A 19028-nucleotide genomic window follows, 5' to 3' on the forward strand; every position below is an offset into this window, starting at 1 on the left:
GAGCCTGCGCTTGTACGGTCCCGCGCCCCGCCGCATCCTGAGGGAGTACGAGTACGTCCAAAGGAGGCCGGACATGGCCACACACGTACTGCACCCCAAGCCCCACCGCACCATGCTCGACGAGCATCTTCCCGTCGACCACCGGCTCAGCCGGGTCTACCGCATCGGCGCCGGGCTGACCGGTCTGGTGCTGCTCGCCTTCGGCATCCTCGGGCTGATCGACAGGATCGGCTTCTTCGACACGGGCGGCGACACCGTCGCCGGCCTGAACACGAACGGCGCGCTCAGCGTGCTCTCCATCTGCGTGGGCGTGCTGCTCTTCGTCGGGATGGTCATCGGCGGCAACTTCGCATCGTCGCTGAACATGATCCTCGGCGTCCTGTTCATCCTCAGCGGCTTCATCAACCTCGCCCTGCTGGACACGACCTTCAACCCCCTCGCCTTCAAGATCCAGAACGTGCTGTTCAGCTTTGTCGTGGGCGTCATGCTGATGTTCTTCGGGATGTACGGACGGGTCAGTACGACGCTTCCGCACGACAACCCGTACTGGAAGGCCCGCCATCCCGATGAGGCCGCCAAGGAGCAGCGCAACGTCAAGCGGGCGGCTACGCGGCGGGCGGCGCTGGACCGGGCGAAGGAGCAGGAAGGCGGCGACGCCCGGCAGGATCGGCCGGACAGGGCCTAACCTGAGGCCATGCCTCGTTATGAATACCGCTGCCGGAGCTGCGGCGACACCTTTGAAGTGAACCGCCCGATGGCCCGTTCCTCCGACCCGGCGAGCTGCCCGGCGGGTCACCCGGACACGGTCAAGCTGCTCTCGGCCGTCGCCGTCGGCGGTACGAAGTCCGCGCCCGCCCCGAGCAGCGGCGGTGGCGGGGGCGGGGGTTGCTGCGGAGGCGGCTGCTGCGCCTGAGGGGTCCGGTCCCGCTCAGGCCCCGGGCGGTGTCGCGGCGAGGCCGAACCGGCGCAGGATCTCCTCGCCCGCCGCGACTCCCGTCTCCTGGAGCACATGCGTGTTCGGGGCGGTCCAGCCGCCGTCGGCGAGTTCGCCGTGGCCCGGCCGCCAGGCGCGGTCCGCGGCGAGCAGCAGATCCGCGTCGAGGAGCGAGTCGCCGGCGGCGAGGATCTGCTCCACCCCGGTGCGGCGGGCCACTTCGCGCACCGCCGCGCTCTTGGTGAGCGGCTGCGGTACGGCGTAGATCTTGCGGCCCTGCAGTGAGACGGTCCAGCCGCGGCCCTCGGCCCACTCGGCGAGCTCCTTCACCCAGCCCTCGGGCAGCAGCGTGCGCTCGACGACGAGATAGGCGAAGAGGTCTTCGGCGATCCGCTCCTTGAGCAGCCAGGCGGGGTCGGCGGCGGCGAGGAGATGGGCGCGGACCTCGTCGAGCGAAGCGCACTCGTCCGCGAGCCTGGCGGCGACCTGCCGCTGCCAGTCCGGGTCGGAGACGCCGTCGACAAGGAGGTGCCCGCCGTTGGCGCAGATCGCGAACTCGGCTGCGGGGCCCGGGAGATGGATGCGGTGGTACTGCTCACGGGTGCGGGTCGTGGTCGGCACGAAGACGGTGTCGGCGGCGAGCCGCGTCAGCAGTCCGGCGGCGGTCTCGGTGACGTACGACAGCGGCTTGCTCTCGTACACCTCGACGCAGAGCAGTCGGGGGGCCTCCGCGTCCGGCATGCGCAGATCGAGCGCGGCGGTGGAGTAGATGAGCGTGCGGTCGAGATCGCTCGCGACGAGCGTGTTCACCGTGGTGCTCACAGGGCCGACACCGCCTTGCCGTCCGCGCCGGTGGCTCCGCGGGTGTACTGGGGGTGGATCAACCCGACACAGGTGTACGGGAGTTCGTCGACCTCCTCGACCGGTACGCCGCGCTGTTCGGCGAGCAGCCGGACATGGTCGAGGTCGGCGCCCGCGTCGCGCTTGGCGAGGATCTTCCAGGGGACGCGGCGGAGCAGTACGCGCGTGGTCTCACCGACGCCCGGCTTGACGAGGTTCACATCGTGGATGCCGTACTCCTCGCTGATCCGCTCGACGGCCGCCCAGCCCTCCCAGGTGGGGGCGCGGTCCGCCGAGAGCAGCTCCTTGACCTCGGCGTCGACGGCTTCCACGACCTCGTCGAAGCGGGCGGCGACGGTGTCCAGGAAGTACTCCGAGACATCGCCGTCGGCGAGCTCGCGGTAGAACTTCGCGCCGTGGAAGTCGTGCGGGCCGACGAGATCGGCGCGCAGGACCGTACGCGAGATCAGGCCGGAGACAGTGGAGTTGAGGCAGGCGGAGGGGATGAGGAAGTCCTCGCGGGTGCCGTAGGTGCCGACGCAGCCGCCGGGGTCGGCGAGGACCGCGATCTCGGGGTTGAAGCCGGCGAACTCCTCCAGCGCCTCTGCCAGTTCGCGGGTGATCGCGCCCTTGCCGGTCCAGCCGTCGACGAAGACGACGTCGGCCGGGTCGTGGTGCTGCTGGAGCCAGCGCAGGGCATTGCTGTCGATACCGCGGCCGCGCACGATGGACACGGCGTAGTGCGGCAGGTCCAGTCCGTGCCGGTGCTGGGCCCAGCGGCGCATCAGTACGCCCACGGGGGTGCCGGCCCGGGCCAGCGAGACGAGCACGGGGCGCGGGGAGCGTTCGGCGAGGACGGTCTCGGTGACGGTACCGACGGCGCGGGCGATCCGGGCGGCGGAGGTGTCCAGGGCGGCCTTGAACAGCTCCTGGTACTCGGCGCTCGGCTGGTACTCGACGGGCAGCGACTCGGCGTAGTGCGCGCCACCGCTCTGTATCGCCTCCTCGCGTTCCTCGGTCGGGGCCTCCAGCTCGGCCTCGGAGAGGTCCTGGAGCAGCCAGCCGACGTCTTCGGGGGCGTAGGAGGAGAAGGCGGGGCCGCGGAGGGGCTCGGGGAGCATGAAAGCCCTTTCAGGTACGTAACTCGGCACGACGGCCAGGACGACGTGCGGAATGTGCGCGGCGAGCTGGGCCAACAGGCCGTCGGGGGCGTGCAGTCGGGGGGTGTCGGCGGCCGAGTCGACGACAGCGACGACGGCGTCGAAGCCGGCGCCCGCGACGTTGTAGGCGTACCGCTCGCCGGGGCCGTCGGCAGGGTCGTCGTGAGCGGGGAAGACGAGCCGGCTGCGTATGGCGTAGCCGGGGTCGTCGACGGCGAGCACGGGTGAGCGGGTGGTGGTCGAGTACCGGACGTCGGCATCGAGGAGGCGCTCAAGGGCGGTGCCGAGCCGGAGGGGCGCGTACATCAACTCCTCGAAGCCGAGGACGAGTACGCGGGGCGGGGTCGCGGTGGCCCGCTCACCGAGCGCCTCGGCCACGCGCGCCGCCATGCGCGGCAGCGCGGCCTCCAGCTGCTCGCGGTGGGCGGGCGTGAACCCGTGGCGCCCGCCGTCGGGCACACCGGCCGGCCAGCCCAGGTCGACACGCACGGGCGCGGCGGCGTCCGTCGCAGCGCGGTCACGCACCTGCTCGCCGCCGACCGCTTCCGCGGCGCCCGCGGGCGCGGCGGCGGCCGAACCGCCCGTCGCCTCGAACTCCGCGACCAGCGCCTGGCCCTTCTCCAGCACGCCGTCCGGCAGCCGCACCGTCCCCGACGCGAGGGCCACCAGGTCGACCCTCGCGCCGATCTCCCGCGCGAAATCCGTCAGCCTGGCCCGGTCCTGCGGTGAGCGCATGTCCACCAGGGCCACGATCACGTACCGCTCTCGCGGATACCGCTCGTGCAGGTTCCTGATCGTGTTCAGGATCGTGTTGCCCGTGGAGAACTCGTCGTCCACCAGCACCAGCGGGCCCCGGCCTGCCAGCAGGGCCGCGTCCTCCGGCAGCAGCAGGTGCGAGGTCGCGTGCGAGTGGGACTCCTCGAAGCCCCCCGCCCGCTCCACACCCTCGACCGGGCGGCGTGTGGAGTGGAGATACGGCGCCAGGCCCACCCCGTCCGCCACCGAGTGGCCCAGGCCGGTCGCGGTCTCCGCGTAACCGAGCACCACCGCCCGCGCCGCCGCCGCGTCGCCCAGCAGCTCGCGGACCCGCTCACCGAGGCCGAACCCCGCGCCGTACACCACCGCCGGGCTCTGCGGCACATGCTTGCCGAGCACGTTCGACACGAGCAGATGCGCCCGCCGGGGGTTGCGGCGCAGGGCCAGTCCCAGCAGGTCGTCCAGCTCCTCGTCTCCGACGAGCCCGACGCCCAGCCGCTCAGCCACCCACGCTCCGGACCACACCACGTCGACTGTCTCTCCCGTCGTCACTTCGCTCGTCGTTTCGCTCGGTATCCCGCTCGGTATCCCGCTCGGTATTTCGCTCGTCGTTTCGCTCGTCGTTTCGCTCGTCATGCGGCAGGAAGCCCGGCCGTGAGCAGCTCCACGAAGCCGACGTCCTCCTTGGCCACCCCGAAGACCTCGGCGCGCAGCAACGTGCGCTCGGCCCAGGCGCGGTGCGGCTTCACTTCGTTCATCTTGTTCGTATACGCGGAACGCAGCACGCCTCCGCCGCCCCGCTCCGGCCGCAGGATGTCCTGCGCGTCGCTGTACTCCTCGTGACTGACCACGGACAGTGCGTGCACGGGCAGCACATGCGAGGGGTGGATGCAGGTCTTGCCCTGCAGACCGTTGGCCCGGTCCAGCTCGATCTCGCGGAGCAGGCCGTCCAGGTCGTGCTCGATGAGCGTGGTGCGCAGCTCCTCCGCCCGGCCCTCCATGAAGGGGCTCCGGCGCAGCTGGGGCTTGAACATGCGCTCCTGGAGCCGGAAGTACTCCCACACCGGACCGGTCACCGTGAAGCCCGTGCCGTCCGCGCGGCCCAGTACGTTCACGACGTCGGCGATGACCGCGGCGACGATCTGGACGTCGTACGCGGTCATGTCGGGTGCCCTGCGCAGCCCGTAGGCGGAGCAGAAGTCCGTGACGCCCAGCCGCAGCGCCAGCACCCGGTCGCGGTACTTGTCGACGGTGCGGGCGATCCCGGCGAGCGACTCCGTGCGGGTCTCGAGGTGGAGCAGCTCGGGAGATTCCAGTACCGGCATGGCGAAGAGCCGGTGTCCGCTCGCCGTTTCCGCGGAGGCGAGTGCCTCCAGGAACAGCGATCCGCGCTCTTCCGTGAACTTCGGCAGTACGAATCCGGACAGTCGCCGGACGGAGGGTCCGAGCCGCTCCACCAGATCCGGAATCTGCGAAGGTTCACGGACCCGGATGAACAGCAGCGGCAGCTCCCCGCCGAGCGCGTCGAGATCGGCGAACTGCCGGACCAGGTTCTCCTCGGCCTCGGCGACATCCGCGTCGTCGATGGAATCCTCCAGGCAGAGCACCATCGAGACGACTCCGCGGCCGACCAGCTTCAGCACATCGCCGGCGAGGTTCGGCCGCGTTGCGGGGCTGTAGAGGGTTGCGCCGAGCGCCGTCGCGAGTGTGCGGGCCGGTGAGTCCGCGCTGAATTCGCACGGCTCGCGATGGAAGAGGCTGTCACGGACAGCAGGCGAGAGATGTCCGAAGTGACGCATTTGTTTCCCCCGTACTGCCTTGGTGGCCCAACTGACGTGGCCGGTAATAGTACGTACGACTGTGTGTCAAGAGTTCCCCAAGCCTATGAATTCCAGGTAACCCGCTTGCACCATGCCCATGTCCTGGCCCTAGGACAAGGGCCCCGCGTTGTCCGGACGGCCACCGGGAAGGCAGGATGACCGGCATGACGCACGCGATGCTGAAGGGTTCGAACGTCCCTCTCGATGCCATGGCCGTACGGGCCGTGCTGCGCTGGACCCCGGGCGCCGGGGTCCCTGATGTGGACGCCTCGGCCCTGTTGCTCGGCCAGGACGGCCGTGTGCGCTCCGACGAGGACTTCGTCTTCTACAACCAGCCGCGCCATCCCTCAGGGCTGGTGCGACGGCTGCCCAAGAAGCGGATCGCCGAGCATCTGACCGATACCGTCGAGGCGGATCTTGCCGCCCTCGACCCGTCGGTCGACCAGGTGGTACTCGCCGCCTCCTCGGACGGCGACTCCTTTCAGCATGTCCGAGATCTTCGGATACTGCTCTACGACGCCGCCCTGGCCGACAGCGAGCCCCTGGCCGTCTTCGATGTGAAGCCGGAGACCGGCGAGGAGACGGCGATCATCTGCGGCGAGCTCTACCGGCGCGGAGAGGGCTGGAAATTCCGCGCGGTGGCGCAGGGCTACCCGACCGGCCTGGTCGGTCTGGCCACGGACTTCGGTATCTCGGTGGACGAGGCGGAGGCGGCCGCCGAGCCGTCCGCCCAGCCGCGGCCCGAGCCGTCCGAGCCGCCGGCCGGGCCCGCGTACGGGTACCCGCAGCCGGCCCCGGCGCCCCAGCCCGGCTACGGCTATCCGCAGCCCGCCACGGCGCCCCAGCCCGGCTACGGCTATCCGCAGCCCGCCACGGCGCCCCCGCCCGCGTACGGCTATCCGCAGCCGGCCGCCGCGGCCGCATACGCTCCGGACCCGAACTTCCGGCTGCCGCCGATGGGCCCGCAGTTCGTACGCCCCTGAGGCACCGGCGGCCGCGCCCGCCTCAGACCCGGTTCTTGTAGCCGCGCCCCCACTGCAGGCCCCACCCGTACAGCCGGTCGAGCTCCGCCTGGAAGCCGTACACGAACTTCACCTCGCGGCGCACGATCAGCTCGCCCTTGACGTTCTCCATGGAGAACAGTGCACAGGAACGGGCCTGTGGCGCGCGCTCGTCGAGCTCTATCTCGACCCGGGGGCCGTTGCTCGGGTAGAGCGTCACATGCGCGTGCGTACGGTCGAAGGCCGGTGTCTGGTCGTAGATGTACGCGAAGAACAGCAGCCGCTTGATCGACTCACGGTGGTCGAGATTGACGTAGATCGTCTCGCCCGAGGGAGAGCCGAAGCGGTCGTCGCCGCTGAGCTTCACATAGGGCGGCTCGTTGATGCCGCCGAAGAAGCTGCCCAGCGGCTGCACCACGCCCTTGCTGCCGTCCGTCAGCTCGTACAGACAGCCCAGGTCCAGGTCCACATTGACCACACCCTGGGTGTGCGCCTGGACCACATCGGGCTGGAAGAGCTTGAAGGGGTGTCGCAGCAGCCTGCCGCTCTGCTTCGACCTGCCCTCTATGTCGGAAGTACGCATCCGCCAGGAGAGATTGACGCGCAGATTGCCGGTGGCCGCACCCTGTTTGGTGAGCGAGATCGACGGGTGCCGCTTGGTCAGCGCGATCGAATTGCTCGCGGCGCTCCCCGAGTCGAACTGCGCCGACCTGCCCCGCCACAGGCTGTCCCAGAAGGCCATACCCCACCCCCACATGCATCGATGAACCCCGCGGGGCGGCGCCGAGGCCGGTGCCTCGGAGCCGCCCCGCTCAGAGCGTTCCTCAATCCTTGCCGGGTCACACCCCGGGAGGAGCCTCCTGTGGGTCGATTCCCTGGGCGGCGAGCGCCCTGTTGCGGCGCACCGAGGACCAGAACGACCAGGCGATCAGGATCACGCCGACCAGGCCGGTGATGATCTCGCTGATCTGGTACTGGATGGTGACGAGCAGGATCACGGCGAGCGCGCCGATCGCGTAGTGCGCGCCGTGCTCCAGGTAGACGTAGTCGTCCAGGGTGCCCTGGCGGACCAGGTAGACCGTGAGCGAACGGACGTACATCGCGCCGATGCCGAGGCCGAGCGCCATCAGCACGATGTCGTTGGTGATGGCGAAGGCGCCGATGACACCGTCGAAGGAGAAGGACGCGTCCAGGACCTCGAGGTAGAGGAACATGAAGAACGCGGCCTTGCCCACCATCACCGCGGCCGAGGCGGGCTTGCCGGCCTTCTTGGCCTCCTCCTCGGCCTCGTGCTCGCGCTCCTCGGACTCCTCGAGCCTGTTCTCGAAGAAGCCGGAGAGCCCGCCCACGACCAGATACGTGATCAGACCGGCGATACCGGAGACCAGCACCGTCTGGGCCTTGTCCGCGTGCCCGGCGTGCTGGTGGGCGTTGACCGCGAAGGTCATCGAGCTGACGAGCAGGACGATCAGGGCGAGGCAGACCGACAGCATGTCGACCTTGCCGAGCTTGGCCAGCGGGCGCTCCAGCCAGCCCAGCCACTTGATGTCACGGTCCTCGAAGATGAAGTCGAAGAAGATCATCAGCAGGAACATACCGCCGAACGCCGCGATCGACGGGTGCGCGTCGGTGACCAACTGTTCATAGCGCTCGGGCTCGTTGAACGCCAGGTCGACGGCCTCCACCGGGCCCATACTGGCGCTGACGGCGACGATCACGACAGGGAAGACCAGTCGCATACCGAACACGGCGATGAGTACGCCGATCGTGAGGAAGATCTTCTGCCAGAAGGCACTCATCTTCTTCAGGATTCCGGCGTTGACCACCGCATTGTCGAAGGACAGCGAGATCTCGAGGATGGACAGGATCAGGACGATCCCGAACGCGGTCCACCCGCCGAAGAGCACCGCTGCGACCAGGCCGAGCGCGGTGACCGCGAACGACCAGCCGAAGGTTTTCAGAACCACTGGTACCCAATCGTGTTAGTACGGGTCGCCCCCCACCGAGTCCGGGTTTCCCCATTCCAGTGCGCGGCTTTACGAAACGTTGACCCCGAAGTCTAGAGCGATGCCTCGCAGCCCCGACGCGTACCCCTGCCCTACGGCGCGGAACTTCCACTCGCCGCCGTAGCGGTAGAGCTCACCGAAGATCATCGCGGTCTCGGTCGAGGCGTCCTCGCTCAGGTCGTAGCGGGCGAGCTCCTGGCCGTCCGCTTGGTTGACCACCCGGATGAAGGCATTGCTGACCTGCCCGAACGTCTGGCCACGATTGTCGGCCTCATGGATGGAGACCGGGAAGACGATCTTGTCGACATGAGCCGGCACCTTGGGCAGGTCCACTACGAGCGACTCGTCGTCACCTTCGCCCTCGCCCGTGAGGTTGTCACCGGTGTGCTCCACGGAGCCGTCGGGGCTCGTGAGGTTGTTGTAGAAGACGAACCACTCGTCGCCGAGCACCCGGCCGGACTGGCAGAGCAGTGCACTGGCATCGAGGTCGAAGGGTGCGCCGGTGGTGGAGCGCGCGTCCCAGCCGAGCCCTACCAGCACCTGCGTGAGATTCGGTGCGGCCTTGGAGAGGGAGACATTGCCTCCCTTGGCGAGCGTGACGCCCATGATGGTCCTCCCCTGGGTGACGTACTGCGAAAGGCACGACCGGCGCCGCACGGAAGTGTGCGGCGCCGGAAGCGGAGATGCTGCTGGCTCAGACGTTCACGCCGAAGTCCTGCGCGATACCGCGCAGGCCGGAGGCGTAACCCTGGCCGATGGCACGGAACTTCCACTCCGCGCCGTTGCGGTAGAGCTCGCCGAAGACCATCGCGGTCTCGGTCGAGGCGTCCTCGCTCAGGTCGTAGCGGGCGAGCTCGGTGTTGTCGGCCTGGTTGATGACGCGGATGAACGCGTTGCGCACCTGGCCGAAGGACTGCTGGCGGCTCTCGGCCTCGTAGATGGAGACCGGGAACACGATCTTGTCGACGTCGGCGGGGACCCCGGCCAGATTGACCTTGATCTGCTCGTCGTCGCCCTCGCCCTCACCGGTGAGGTTGTCACCGGTGTGCTCGACGGAGCCGTCCGGGCTCTTGAGGTTGTTGAAGAACACGAAGTTCGAGTCGTTGGCGACCTTGCCCTCGGTGTTGGTCAGCAGGGCGCTGGCGTCGAGGTCGAAGTCTCCACCGGTGGTGGTACGAGCGTCCCAACCCAGACCGACGATGACCGCGGTCAGATTGGGTGCGGCCTTGGTCAGCGAGACGTTGCCGCCCTTGCTGAGGCTGACTCCCACGAGTCCCTCCATTGGGTTTCAGGGGCAGCGCCCCCGTAGTGCGTTGGTATCGGATCAACGAATCGATCCTAGTGACCGGTTCCCGCGCGCTGTGCTGTTTCAGGGGGCTGCCCCTGAAACCCCACACCCTTTCACGCGGGGGGCGCCCAGTGAATCAGAGGGCGTCCAGGGCCTTGATGCAGTCGTTGAGGTCGCGGGCGTCCGGCAGACCGTTGACGACGGTCCAGCGGATGACGCCCTCCTTGTCGATGATGAAGGTTCCGCGCACCGCGCAGCCCTTCTCCGCATCGAAGACGCCGTACGCGCGCGAGGTCTCGCCGTGCGGCCAGAAGTCCGACAGCAGCGGGTACTCCAGGCCCTCCTGCTCGCCGAAGACGCGCAGCGTGTGGATGGAGTCGCAGGAGGCGGCGAGCAGCTGGGTGTCGTCGTTGACGAAGGCGGGCAGCTCGTCGCGGAGCGCGCGGAGCTCACTGGTGCACACACCGGTGAAGGCGAAGGGGTAGAAGAGGAGCACCACGTTCTTCTCGCCACGGAAGTCGGCGAGCCTCACGGTGCGGCCGTGGTTGTCCTTCAGCTCAAAATTCGGGGCCTGGGTGCCGACCTCGATCGCCATGACGATGCTTCCCTTCGCTGGGCCGTTCGGGTGCCCGCCACACCCTACAAAGGTGCCCGCCACAGCCTACAAAGAAGGCCCCCGCCGACGTGCGTCGGCGGGGGCCCGGGGCCTGCTGCTGCGGCTCAGCGCTTCGACTTCGCCGCCTTGGGAGTCACCAGCCTGCTGCCGGTCCAGTCCTTGCCGGCGTTGATGCTCTTGGTCTGGGAGAGTCCCGCGGTCTGGGCGGCCTCATTGATGTCGCTTGGTTCGACATACCCGTCACGGCCGGTCTTGGGCGTCAACAGCCAGACGACTCCGCCCTCGTCGATCAGACCGATGGAGTCCACCAGTGCGTCCGTAAGGTCGCCGTCCTCGTCCCGGAACCACAGCAACACGACGTCAGCGACGTCGTCGTAGTCCTCGTCGACGATTTCCTGGCCTGTGACGGCCTCGATGCCCTCACGGAGCTCCTGCTCGACGTCATCGTCGTAGCCGATCTCCTGGACCACCTGTCCGGGCTCGAACCCCAGCCTTGCGGCTGGGTTGGTCCGCTCCTCCGCGTGGTCCGCGGTCGCGCTCACGGCTTGCCTCCTGATCGTTTTCGGAAAATGCTGCAGCCGCGCGCGTACGCGCGGCGTTGGCCGTAGTCCACACGGGCGGGACGGATCGCGCAAGTACCCGGCCGTCCAGACCGCCGAAACGGTGACGTTTACGGCCGTCTCGACGCAACTCCAGGCATGCCCGAGCCCCTCTCATAATGGACGCCACACCATTCGACCATCTTTGCGGCTTTCTGCCCCATCGGTACGTCAATCAGAACCGAACAGTCAAACGGAACGCAGTGGCGGCTTGGGCATAAGATTGCGATTTGACCGGGGCCGGAACCGGGCTTCGGGCCGGATGTCCGTGAGAACCCGGGTTACCCCTCGGTAGAGATGACGTTTGCCTCCTCGCGGTACACGATGGAGGCGGTGCGACACCGCGCAGACATCCCGTACTTCCGTACGTCCCGTAGAGGCAGAACCACCGAACAGTGAAGGAACAGCGTGGCTTCCGGATCCGATCGCAACCCGATCATCATTGGCGGCCTTCCCAGCCAGGTCCCGGACTTCGATCCTGAAGAGACCCAGGAGTGGCTGGACTCCCTCGACGCCGCCGTCGACGAGCGGGGCCGGGAGCGCGCCCGCTACCTGATGCTCCGCCTGATCGAGCGGGCCCGCGAGAAGCGCGTGGCCGTGCCCGAGATGCGCAGCACGGACTACGTCAACACCATCGCCACCAAGGACGAGCCGTTCTTCCCCGGCAACGAGGAGATCGAGCGCAAGATCCTCAACGCGACCCGCTGGAACGCCGCGGTGATGGTCTCCCGCGCGCAGCGCCCGGGTATCGGGGTCGGCGGCCACATCGCCACCTTCGCCTCCTCCGCGTCCCTCTACGACGTGGGCTTCAACCACTTCTTCCGCGGCAAGGACGGGGGCGACGGCGGCGACCAGATCTTCTTCCAGGGCCACGCGTCCCCCGGTATCTACGCCCGCGCGTTCCTGCTCGACCGACTGAGCGAGGCGCAGCTCGACGCCTTCCGCCAGGAGAAGTCCAAAGCACCCAACGGCCTCTCCAGCTACCCGCACCCGCGGCTGATGCCGGACTTCTGGGAGTTCCCGACCGTCTCGATGGGCCTTGGCCCCCTCGGCGCGATCTACCAGGCGCGGATGAACCGCTACATGGAGGCCCGCGGCATCGCCGACACCTCCGCGTCGCATGTCTGGGCCTACCTCGGCGACGGCGAGATGGACGAGCCCGAGTCGCTCGGCCAGCTCTCCATCGCCGCCCGTGAGGGCCTGGACAACCTCACCTTCGTCGTGAACTGCAATCTGCAGCGCCTCGACGGTCCGGTACGCGGCAACGGCAAGATCATCCAGGAGCTGGAGTCGCAGTTCCGCGGCGCCGGCTGGAACGTCATCAAGCTGGTCTGGGACCGCTCCTGGGACCCGCTGCTCGCGCAGGACCGCGACGGCGTGCTGGTCAACAAGATGAACACCACGCCGGACGGCCAGTTCCAGACGTACGCCACCGAGACCGGCGGGTACATCCGCAAGCACTTCTTCGGCGGCGACCAGCGGCTGCGCACGATGGTCGAGGGCATGACCGACGAGCAGATCCTGCACCTGGGACGCGGCGGTCACGACCACAGGAAGGTCTTCGCGGCCTACACGGCGGCCAAGGAGCACAAGGGCCAGCCGACCGTGATCCTCGCGCAGACCATCAAGGGCTGGACGCTGGGTCCGAACTTCGAGGGCCGCAACGCGACCCACCAGATGAAGAAGCTGACGGTCGACGACCTCAAGGGCTTCCGCGACCGGCTGCACCTCCCGATCACGGACCAGCAGCTGGAGAACGGCGCGCCGCCGTACTACCACCCGGGCCGGAACTCCGAAGAGATCCAGTACATGCACGACCACCGCAAGGCGTGCGGCGGCTATGTGCCGACCCGTGTGGTGCGCGCGAAGCCGCTGGTTCTGCCCGAGGACAAGACGTACGCGGCCGCCAAGAAGGGCTCGGGCCAGCAGTCGATCGCCACGACCATGGCGTTCGTCCGCATCCTGAAGGACCTCATGCGGGACAAGGAGATCGGCAAGCGCTTCGTGCTGATCGCCCCCGACGAGTACCGCACCTTCGGCATGGACGCGTTCTTCCCGAGCGCCAAGATCTACAACCCGCTGGGCCAGCAGTACGAGGCGGTGGACCGCGAGCTGCTGCTCGCGTACAAGGAGTCGCCGACCGGGCAGATGCTGCACGACGGCATCTCCGAGGCGGGCTGTACGGCATCGCTGATCGCCGCCGGTTCCGCGTACGCCACGCACGGCGAGCCGCTGATCCCGGTCTATGTCTTCTACTCGATGTTCGGTTTCCAGCGGACCGGCGACCAGTTCTGGCAGATGGCCGACCAGCTCGCGCGCGGCTTTGTACTGGGTGCGACCGCCGGGCGTACGACGCTGACCGGTGAAGGTCTGCAGCACGCGGACGGCCACTCGCAGCTGCTCGCGTCGACCAACCCGGGCTGTGTCGCGTACGACCCGGCCTTCGGCTTCGAGATCGCGCATATCGTCAAGGACGGTCTGCGCCGGATGTACGGCCCCGACAGCGAGGACGTCTTCTACTACCTCACCGTCTACAACGAGCCGATCCAGCACCCGGCCGAGCCGGCCGATGTCGACGTCGACGGCATCCTCAAGGGCATCCACCGCTTCAAGGCGGGCGAGGCCGGTGCGATCCCGGCGCAGATCATGGCATCGGGTGTCGCCGTGCCGTGGGCCGTCGAGGCCCAGCGGATTCTCGCCGAGGAGTGGAACGTCAGGGCCGATGTCTGGTCGGCGACGTCCTGGAACGAGCTGCGCCGCGAGGCCGTCGATGTGGAGCAGCACAACCTGCTCCACCCCGAGGAGGAGCAGCGCGTCCCGTACGTGACGCAGAAGCTCGCCGCCGCCGAGGGCCCGTTCGTCGCGGTCTCGGACTGGATGCGCTCGGTCCCGGACCAGATCTCGCGCTGGGTGCCCGGCACGTACCAGTCGCTGGGCGCGGACGGCTTCGGCTTCGCGGACACGCGTGGTGCGGCCCGTCGCTTCTTCCACATCGACGCGCAGTCGATCGTGCTCGCGGTGCTCACCGAGCTCGCGCGGGACGGGAAGGTCGACCGCTCGGTGCTGAAGCAGGCGGTGGACCGCTACCAGTTGCTGGACGTGGCCGCGGCCGAGCCGGGTGCGGCCGGCGGCGACGCGTAGTCGTTCGCGGATGGACGCGTAGTCGTTCATAGACGCGTAGCAGTTCATACGTGCGCGTAAGGGCGGCGGGCCCGATGGGGGCCGCCGCCCTTACGCGTCTCTAACATGCTCGGCATGAAGCAGCGAACAGCGCAGGTCCGGTGGGAACAGCGCATGCATACACCCCTGCTCGCGCTCGCCCTGGCGTTCGCCGTCGCGTATGCAGTGCCGATCGTGGCGCCCGGCGCCAACAGCTGGGTGCACACGGCGTGCACGGTCACCGAGTGGGTGGTGTGGGGCTCCTTCGCCGTCGACTACCTCATGCGGCTGGCGCTGGCGCCGTACAAGTGGCTCTTCGTACGCAGCCATCCGCTGGATCTGGTCGCGGTGCTGCTGCCGCTGGTGCAGCCGCTGCGGCTGCTGCGGGTCGTCTCCACGCTGCTGCTGGTGGGCAGGCGGGCCGGGATGGCGCCGCAGATCACGCTGACGACCTATGTCGGCGGCGCGGTGGTGGGGCTGATGATGTTCGGCTCGCTGGCCGTGCTCCATGTGGAGCGGGACGCACCCGGCGGGAACATCAAGACGCTGGGTGACGCGGTGTGGTGGTCGTTCACGACGATGACGACGGTCGGGTACGGCGATCACGCGCCGACGACGGGTCTGGGGCGGGTGCTCGCGGTCGGGCTGATGCTCTCGGGAATCGCGCTGCTCGGTGTCGTCACCGCCAATATCGCGGCGTGGTTCATCTCCCGCTTCGAGCGGGACGACGCGGAGGAGCGCCGCCGGACGGCGCTCCTCGAGGCGCTGATGGTGGAGGTCAAGGAACTGCGGGCGGAGGTCGGACGGCTGTCGGGCGGTACCGGGGCCGCCGCCCCGGTACCGGCGCAGAGCGCGCCCGACCCCTCAGTTACCTCTCCCAGACCTTGAACGCCCTTACCTGGTACGGGGACTGGGGCACCCAGGTGCCGCCGCCCGGGTAGGTCTCGAACTCGCCCGTTTCTTCGCATTCGGCGGACTGGTAGGTGGTGACGGGACGGCCGGTCCGGTTGGCGAGGGCCTGTGCCGTGGTGCCGGGCGGCAGCAGCACACAGCTCTCGATGTCGGTGCCGGAGAGCTCATGGGTCCGGCGGGCGCCCTTGAAGTTCCCCTTCTCCCACAGGCAGAGCTCGCCCGCCGCGCACTCCCCGAGCCGGGGCGGCGAGGCGGTGGCGGTCTGTGCCATGAGCGGCATGAGTACTGCTGCGGCCAGGACTCCGGCCGTGACGGTCTTGCGCATGTCGGTCAGCCCCCGTGTCGTACTGATCACTTGACCGCATCGTGACCTGCGGTCCGGGCGTGCGGGAAGGGGGTCGGGAGCACATCACCCGGATAGGCGACAGCCCCGCCGGAACCGCCCGGCGGGGCTGTCGTGTGCACGAGGTTGACGTCAGATGCGGGCCGCGCGGTTCAGCGGGGTGATGCAGGTGACCGGCCGGCCCTGGGGCAGGACGCACCGCGAAAGCACGCCGGAGCGTACGCCCCGGGCGCACGCAACGTGACGCCTTTCCTCTCATTTCGCCCTCACCACGTGATCTGCCTCACGGTCTTCGCGAGCTCCCTCGCACGTCTCCTAGGGTGTCCCGCAGTGACTTCCTTCGACTCCTCCCCCACCCTGACCGTGTGGCGCGCTCTGCTCGCCCTCGCGGTCGTGTTCGTCATGCTGGCCTCGAGCGGCTGGACCGCCGTACGCCATCAGGGCGGCCCCCGCGACGCTCTCGAGGCCGAACTGGCCGGCTGGGCGAAAGCCCGGATCGGTGCGCGCGCGCTGCCCGGCGCCGACTCGACGCCTCAGCGCCTCGCCGCTTTCTTCACCTCGCTCGGCAGCGCCCAGCGGGCCCGGATCGCCGACCGGTACCCCCTCGTCGTCGGCAATCTCAACGGCGCCCCGGCGACTCTGCGCTACCGCGCGAACCGCAACACCCTCGCGCGATCGCTCCAGTTGGAGCACAAGCGCGTGAACGACACCAACCTCACCGCGGACGGCCACCGGGAAGCGGTGCGCCGTATGAACCGCTTCGAGGCGCTCATGAGCGCCGACCGGCAGATCCTCGCCTTCGATCCGTCGGGCCCCGGCAAGGTCGCCGAGGTCTTCGGCGACCTCGACCGCGCCCAGCGCGTCTCGGTGATCGTCCCCGGCGTCGACACCAATCTGCTCACCTTCCAGAAGTCCGCCCGGAAGTACTCGGCGCCCGTCGGCATGGCGCAGTCGCTGTACGCCGCCGAGCGGGCCGCCTCGCCCCGTACGCGTACCGCCGTCATCGCCTGGGCCGACTACACCGCGCCTGTCGGCGTCGGCATGGACTCGGCCATAGGCAGGCTCGCCGAGCTCGGTGCGGTGCGGCTGACCGCGCTCACCTCCGCGCTGCCCGGCAGCTCCGAGGTCGCGCTGATCTGCCACAGCTACGGCTCCGTGGTCTGCGGGGTCGCCGCGCGTCAGCTGCCGGACCGGGTGAGCGACATCGCGGTGGCGGGCAGCCCGGGTATGCGGGCCGAGAGCGTGGCGGGGCTGCGCTCCCGGGCGCGGGTGTGGGCCATGCGGGACAGCGACGACTGGATCCAGGGCGTTCCGCATCTGGAGGTCGGCGGGCTCGGGCACGGCGAGGACCCGATGACACCGGAGTTCGGGGCGCGGGTCGTGTCGGCGGCCGGCGCGGGCGGCCACGCGGGCTATTTCGAGCCGGGAACGGAGAGTCTCAGCAACTTCGCCGAGATAGGCGTCGGTTCGTACAGCAGCGTGACCTGTGCGAGCAGCGGTGACACATGCCGCAGTGGTATTTCCGGCGAGGCAGCGGCCTGACGCGCGTAGAGCGTCGTGGGCCCGGGGTCGGGGCCGAAGGGCGACGCACGGCCGCCCGCCGCATACGATGAGGCACATGGGTGATGTGCTGGCCGGAATTCAAGCCACCTGGGAGTTCGAAACCGACTCCGTGCTCATCCGCTTCGAACGGGGGATCCGTACGCCGAAGCTCTTCTCGGCGCTGCGCGAACGCCGCATCCCCCACGAGGCGTTGACGTCGGTGACCCTCTCCCCGGGCAAGCGCGGGACGGTGGTCCTGCACGCAGTGCCCAGACCCGGCGCGGATCCGCTGATGGAGGCCGCGGCGGGACAGCTGAAGGAGGGCTGCGACCCGTACCGGCTGGTGCTGCCCGCGGAGCGCGAGACGCTCGCCGAGTACTACGCCGACGAGTTGCGGGCGCTGCTCGGACCGGACGCCGACAAGCCGGCCGAGCGGTACGCCGTGGCCGCGCCCGAAGCGCCGCTGAACTTCAAGGCGTACGACGGAAAGGCGTCCTTCGACGGATCGCACGTCTCCTTCCGCTGGTTCTGGACGGGAGCGTCGTCCGCCAAGTGGAAGGCGGGGGACCAGAGTTTCCCGGTGACGGAACTGAGCGGCGTCGAGTGGCGCTCGCCCGAGGTCTTCGACGGGTATCTGCGGCTGCTGGGGCGCGGCGCCGGATCGGGCCCCGACTCGGGGGACGCGGTGCCGCAGCCCGCGCAGGCGGACCAGGATCCGGCGGCGGTGGTCTTCGGGCTGGGCTACGGGCCGGTGCACGAATCGCTGCCGTTCGCGGCGGCGGTGCTGGAGTCCGTACGGAACGCGGACGCGACGCCGGCTCCGGCCGTGCGGCCGGGCCGCCGCGACCCGGCGGACATCGCGGAGCGGATCCGGCACCTAGGGGAGCTGCACCGGGCGGGTCTGGTGACCGACGAGGAGTTCAGTACGAAGAAGTCGCAGCTGCTCGCGGAGCTGTGAGTCCTTGAGGCGTGAGTCTATGAGGCGCCCCACCTCGTACCGGGGTACGAGGTCGCGTCCTACTCGCGCGCCGCCGACGTCGAGGACATGTCCGGGTAGCGGTCCCCCGCCACCTGCCCGGCGATCGGCTCCAGCACCGCCAGCTCCTCCTCGGTCAGCGTCAGCCGGGTCGCCCCGACGTTCTCCAGCAGCCGGCTGCTCCTGCGGGTGCCGGGGATCGGGACCACCGCCGCGAGCGAGTGCACTTCGGCCTGCTGCTGCACCCAGGCGAGAGCGACCTGCGCCGCCGTCGCCCCGTGCGCCGCAGCGATCTTGTGTACGGGCTCGAGGAGCGCCGCGTTGGTCCTGGCGTTGTCGCCGGTGAACCGCGGCTGGTACTGACGGAAGTCGTCGGCCGACAGGTCCTTGCGGGCGTCCGCGAAGGCTCCGGTCAGGAAGCCGCGGCCGAGCGGCGAGTACGGCACGAAGGCGACACCGAGCTCCGCCGCCGCACCCACCGCGCTGCGCTCCACGTCCCGGCTGAACAGCGACCACTCCGACTGCAGGGCCGTGATCGGGTGCACGGCGTGCGCCTCGCGCAGCTCCGCTCCGGTGACCTCGCTCAGCCCCAGGTGCTTGACAAGGCCCCGCTCCACCAGTTCGGCCATCGCGCCGACGGACTCGGCAAACGGCACGAGCGGGTCGCGGCGGTGCATGTAGTACACGTCGATGACGTCGGTCCTCAGCCGCCGCAGGCTGTCCTCGACGGCCTTGCGGATGTACGCGGCGTCGTTGCGGATGCCCCGGTAGTGCGGGTCATCCGTCCGCTCTATGGCGAACTTCGTGGCCAGGGTGATCTCGTCGCGGTGCGCACCGACGAACGGTGCGAGGAACTCCTCGTTGGCCCCCCGCCCGTACACATCCGCGGTGTCGAAGAAGGTGACGCCCGCATCGAGCGCCGCCTCCAGGGTGTCCCTGGCCGCCGCCTCGTCCGTGGCTCCGTAGAACTCGCTCATGCCCATGCAGCCCAGGCCCTGTACACCGACCAGCGGTCCGCCGGTCCCGAGCCGCACCTGTGCGATCTTGCTGCCGCTCGTCAAGGATTCAGACATCAG

Annotated in this window: 18 protein-coding genes; 7 read left to right on the top strand and 11 right to left on the bottom strand. The window is 69.1% G+C overall.

Going from position 1 to position 19028, the window contains the following annotated elements; translation table 11 throughout:
- The first annotated feature begins 73 nt into the window (after positions 1 to 73).
- Together SLUN_RS11955 and SLUN_RS11960 are read left to right on the top strand one after the other, a co-directional pair.
- Complete coding sequence (locus tag SLUN_RS11955; protein ID WP_108148471.1) at positions 74 to 685, top strand: DUF4383 domain-containing protein; 612 nt, start codon at positions 74 to 76, stop codon at positions 683 to 685.
- A 9-nt stretch (positions 686 to 694) separates the two neighbouring features.
- Complete coding sequence (locus SLUN_RS11960; RefSeq protein ID WP_108148472.1) at positions 695 to 913, top strand: FmdB family zinc ribbon protein; 219 nt, start codon at positions 695 to 697, stop codon at positions 911 to 913.
- Positions 914 to 928: 15 nt separating this feature from the next.
- Here SLUN_RS11960 and SLUN_RS11965 read toward each other — a convergent pair whose 3' ends face one another.
- The 3 genes from SLUN_RS11965 to SLUN_RS11975 all read right to left on the bottom strand — a co-directional run bounded on the left by SLUN_RS11965 (position 929) and on the right by SLUN_RS11975 (position 5489).
- Positions 929 to 1756 carry an HAD family hydrolase gene (locus tag SLUN_RS11965; protein ID WP_108148473.1) on the bottom strand — a complete coding sequence of 276 codons (828 nt, stop codon included), beginning with the start codon at positions 1754 to 1756 and terminating at the stop codon, positions 929 to 931.
- Positions 1753 to 4215: a phosphoribosyltransferase gene (locus SLUN_RS11970; RefSeq protein ID WP_257153913.1), complete on the bottom strand. Its 2463-nt coding sequence runs from the start codon at positions 4213 to 4215 to the stop codon at positions 1753 to 1755. Before SLUN_RS11970 ends, SLUN_RS11965 begins: the two co-directional genes overlap by 4 nt.
- 107 nt (positions 4216 to 4322) lie before the next feature.
- The gene (locus SLUN_RS11975) at positions 4323 to 5489 is read right to left on the bottom strand and encodes an HpcH/HpaI aldolase/citrate lyase family protein (protein ID WP_108148475.1); all 1167 of its coding nucleotides are present in this window, start codon (positions 5487 to 5489) and stop codon (positions 4323 to 4325) included.
- 176 nt (positions 5490 to 5665) lie between these two features.
- Here SLUN_RS11975 and SLUN_RS11980 point away from each other — a divergent pair, with 176 nt between their 5' ends.
- Entirely contained in the window at positions 5666 to 6493 is an 828-nt protein-coding gene (locus SLUN_RS11980) for a TerD family protein (protein WP_108148476.1), read from the top strand.
- A gap of 22 nt (positions 6494 to 6515) precedes the next feature.
- Here the strand turns inward: SLUN_RS11980 and SLUN_RS11985 are convergent, their stop codons facing one another.
- The 6 genes from SLUN_RS11985 to SLUN_RS12010 form a co-directional block, all read right to left on the bottom strand.
- Positions 6516 to 7253 carry a TerD family protein gene (locus SLUN_RS11985; protein WP_108148477.1) on the bottom strand — a complete coding sequence of 246 codons (738 nt, stop codon included), beginning with the start codon at positions 7251 to 7253 and terminating at the stop codon, positions 6516 to 6518.
- A 97-nt stretch (positions 7254 to 7350) separates the two neighbouring features.
- Entirely contained in the window at positions 7351 to 8478 is a 1128-nt protein-coding gene (locus tag SLUN_RS11990; RefSeq protein WP_108148478.1) for a DUF475 domain-containing protein, read from the bottom strand.
- A gap of 69 nt (positions 8479 to 8547) precedes the next feature.
- Positions 8548 to 9123 carry a TerD family protein gene (locus SLUN_RS11995; RefSeq protein WP_108148479.1) on the bottom strand — a complete coding sequence of 192 codons (576 nt, stop codon included), beginning with the start codon at positions 9121 to 9123 and terminating at the stop codon, positions 8548 to 8550.
- An 88-nt stretch (positions 9124 to 9211) separates the two neighbouring features.
- A complete protein-coding gene (locus SLUN_RS12000) occupies positions 9212 to 9787 on the bottom strand; it encodes a TerD family protein (protein ID WP_108154687.1) in 576 nt (191 codons plus the stop codon).
- Between the two features lie 154 nt (positions 9788 to 9941).
- Positions 9942 to 10400, bottom strand: a complete 459-nt coding sequence (locus SLUN_RS12005; RefSeq protein WP_108148480.1) for a peroxiredoxin — start codon at positions 10398 to 10400, stop codon at positions 9942 to 9944.
- Between the two features lie 125 nt (positions 10401 to 10525).
- The gene (locus SLUN_RS12010; RefSeq protein ID WP_108148481.1) at positions 10526 to 10963 is read right to left on the bottom strand and encodes a DUF3052 domain-containing protein; all 438 of its coding nucleotides are present in this window, start codon (positions 10961 to 10963) and stop codon (positions 10526 to 10528) included.
- Between the two features lie 465 nt (positions 10964 to 11428).
- Here SLUN_RS12010 and aceE point away from each other — a divergent pair, with 465 nt between their 5' ends.
- Complete coding sequence (gene aceE / locus SLUN_RS12015; protein ID WP_108148482.1) at positions 11429 to 14161, top strand: pyruvate dehydrogenase (acetyl-transferring), homodimeric type; 2733 nt, start codon at positions 11429 to 11431, stop codon at positions 14159 to 14161.
- Positions 14162 to 14266: 105 nt separating this feature from the next.
- On the top strand, positions 14267 to 15067 hold the full coding sequence (locus SLUN_RS12020) for a potassium channel family protein (protein WP_371413823.1): 801 nt from the start codon (positions 14267 to 14269) through the stop codon (positions 15065 to 15067).
- Here the strand turns inward: SLUN_RS12020 and SLUN_RS12025 are convergent.
- Positions 15048 to 15416, bottom strand: a complete 369-nt coding sequence (locus tag SLUN_RS12025) for a peptidase inhibitor family I36 protein (RefSeq protein WP_108154689.1) — start codon at positions 15414 to 15416, stop codon at positions 15048 to 15050. The two genes, SLUN_RS12020 and SLUN_RS12025, sit on opposite strands and share 20 nt — an antisense overlap.
- A 348-nt stretch (positions 15417 to 15764) precedes the next feature.
- On the opposite strand from SLUN_RS12025, the gene SLUN_RS12030 reads away from it, so the two are divergent.
- Together SLUN_RS12030 and SLUN_RS12035 are read left to right on the top strand one after the other, a co-directional pair.
- Positions 15765 to 16976 carry an alpha/beta hydrolase gene (locus SLUN_RS12030; protein ID WP_108148483.1) on the top strand — a complete coding sequence of 404 codons (1212 nt, stop codon included), beginning with the start codon at positions 15765 to 15767 and terminating at the stop codon, positions 16974 to 16976.
- A gap of 76 nt (positions 16977 to 17052) precedes the next feature.
- Positions 17053 to 17934 (top strand): DUF4429 domain-containing protein, encoded by an 882-nt coding sequence (locus SLUN_RS12035; RefSeq protein ID WP_175313239.1) that lies wholly within the window; start codon positions 17053 to 17055, stop codon positions 17932 to 17934.
- Positions 17935 to 17993: 59 nt separating this feature from the next.
- Here SLUN_RS12035 and SLUN_RS12040 read toward each other — a convergent pair whose 3' ends face one another.
- Positions 17994 to 19025 carry an aldo/keto reductase gene (locus tag SLUN_RS12040; RefSeq protein ID WP_108148485.1) on the bottom strand — a complete coding sequence of 344 codons (1032 nt, stop codon included), beginning with the start codon at positions 19023 to 19025 and terminating at the stop codon, positions 17994 to 17996.
- Between the last annotated feature and the right edge of the window lie 3 nt (positions 19026 to 19028).

Origin of the sequence: Streptomyces lunaelactis (genome assembly GCF_003054555.1) — a bacterium.
Lineage (GTDB): Bacteria > Actinomycetota > Actinomycetes > Streptomycetales > Streptomycetaceae > Streptomyces > Streptomyces lunaelactis.